2 protein-coding genes are annotated in these 2,309 nt (G+C 54.6%); one reads left to right on the forward strand and one right to left on the reverse strand.

Annotated elements, in window-relative coordinates; genetic code table 11:
- The first annotated feature begins 301 nt into the window (after positions 1–301).
- Entirely contained in the window at positions 302–1,108 is an 807-nt protein-coding gene (locus NW807_RS05485; RefSeq protein ID WP_414425493.1) for an RNA polymerase sigma factor SigF, read from the forward strand.
- A gap of 210 nt (positions 1,109–1,318) precedes the next feature.
- Here the strand turns inward: NW807_RS05485 and NW807_RS05490 are convergent, their stop codons facing one another.
- A complete protein-coding gene (locus NW807_RS05490; protein WP_414425494.1) occupies positions 1,319–2,101 on the reverse strand; it encodes a hypothetical protein in 783 nt (260 codons plus the stop codon).
- Between the last annotated feature and the right edge of the window lie 208 nt (positions 2,102–2,309).

The following is a 2,309-nucleotide window of genomic DNA, read 5'->3' on the forward strand; positions in this document are numbered from 1 at the left end:
CAGTATCCTAGCAAATCTCAAAATTGTGTTCCTGCTAACACCTGGTAGCATTCTTATGGCTACAACTTAACTCGACCTGCTTGTAGATCGCAGTTGAGCCCAACGGCAGAAAATCGGTATCGCTTTGCACCCCCTGCTTTTGAGCTGCTTGGCCGCCGATCCAGCCTTGAGGGGCTCTAGCTCAATTGGTCAAAGAAAAGCAGCTTCTATGGTAATGGCTCCGCAGCAGACTCCTCTCAAGGATCCTGACTTCCCAAGACCACCGACGAGCCCAGCCTCTCCCTCTTCGGCCAAATCCAGCATGGGCAGTTCTGGATCCCCGACTGGGCGCGCGCCTAGGGCATCTAGACCTGGAGATGTTAAAACCCAAACCTTCGAGCTGTTGCGGCTGTACCAGCAAACTCGGGATCCGGCCCTGCGCAATCGACTGGTGGAGCTAAACCTAGGATTGGTGCGCAAAGAGGCCCACTACTGGCGGGACCAATGCAATGAGGGATACGACGACCTAGTACAAGTCGGCTGCCTGGGCCTAATTCAGGCCATCGAGCGCTTCGACGTCAGCCGCGGCCTGGCCTTCAGCTCCTTTGCCATGCCCTACATTCGCGGAGAAATTCAGCACTACCTGCGAGACAAAAGCCCGGCAGTGCGGCTCCCTCGCCGCTGGACCACCCTGCAGCGACAGGCCAAGAAGGTAATTGCGCGCCTGAGACAAGAGTTGGGCCGTCCTCCCTCTGAGGCGGAGGTGAGGGAAGCCCTCAACCTAACAGCGCAGGAATGGCGAGAGCTGCAGCTGGCCCAACAAAACAGCCTTTTGCTCAGCCTAGATGCTTCCGTACAGGTTGAAGAAGACAGCGTTGCTCTAGGGGATACCATTCCCGATCAGCGCTACCGCAGTTTTCAACTGGCCGAAGAAGATCGCATCCGCCTGCAAAATGCCTTGGCCAAGCTGGAGGAGCGCACCCGACAGATTTTGGAATTTGTTTTCTTCTACGACCTCACCCAAAAAGAAACAGCAGAGCGGCTGGGGATCAGTGCCGTTACCGTTTCCCGACAGGTCAAAAAGGGCCTGGAGCGCTTGGCTAAGCTGCTGAGTCAGGACATTTTTTAGGGCGTTGCCGAGAAGGAAGATCCCTGGGCTTCGCGACAGTCTCCAGCGCTTTTCCAGGCAGATCTGAACCCTCTCCCAAAGTGGAGATCAAGGCGACAAAGAGCCTCACAACGACTTTCCCGTAGTCCAAGGCTTTGGTTACTTCAATATCAGTGCAGTATCCTGGTCGAAATAGCTGTAACTTGTGTCTTCGCTTTAATCTTTTTTGTCTTAATCTTTTTTGTCTCGAGCTTTGTCTGAAGCTTGATCTTTGTCTTGGAAACAATTTGCTCCCCGGTTCTGCAGTTGGCTTAGTTGGGAGCGCACCTGCAAGGCAATTTGCAAAGCAGCATCCAAAAGCTGCGACTGTTCGCTGGCCTGTTCTCTTAGCTGGAGCGCAGTCAGAGCTGCCAGCTCGTCGCCGAAGAACTCCCTTTGCTGCTCAATAAAGTCTTTGTTCTGCCGCAAGATCCGTTCAGTTTTCAAGGCGCGGATTAGGTCGCTGCGAGTCAGCTTCAGAGCCCCGATGATCTGATCCCGCTGGGGCAGCTTGGCCTCAGGATTGCCCGCCTCTACCAATTCATCGTTGATGTGAATGGCTTGAATGAGCCGATTGTAGCGATCTACTTCTTCTAGCAAGTTCAGCAAGAGCGGCATGCGGCGGCTGCGGAAAATCCAATAGGCTTGGCCCAAAGCGGCAATGGCTGCCAGGATTCCCCATTCCACCAGCCAACTTTCCCAACTGCTGCGCAGGCCAGGGATCAAAATTCGCCCCACCAAGGTCAGCAGGGATCCCCCTGACCAAAAGGTCAAGAAACGGCAGAACAAATCCAGCACCAACAGCAGGCCCAGCAGATTCCAAAAGGCGGAGAACTGGCGCAGCCAGTCTTTCCAGCGACGGATAGGCCGAGGTCGGTACAGCCAGGCTATGGGTACCCCAGAAAGGTTTTCCACCAGAAAAGGGGAAATGACCAGCTCTTGTAAATCCCGCCGCATGGCCATGGACTCTGCCAAGGGCTATGTTTTCCACCCAATTCTACTGCCGGCATCTTAAGATCCTGCTGAGATCCCTTCTCAGGGGTAAAAGCTGGCCAAAGAGGAGACAAGCAGGGTGAGTAGCCCACTACGCCAACTGAAGGCACCTCTGGTTGAAGCGGAAAACTTTGCGGTCAAGTCGCGATTTTTGTGGGTTTCTCTTCCGCGGCCCAAAGCGGGCCCATGT

This window comes from Synechococcus sp. R70.1 (assembly GCF_047461675.1).
In the GTDB taxonomy this organism is placed as follows: Bacteria; Cyanobacteriota; Cyanobacteriia; order Thermostichales; family Thermostichaceae; genus Thermostichus.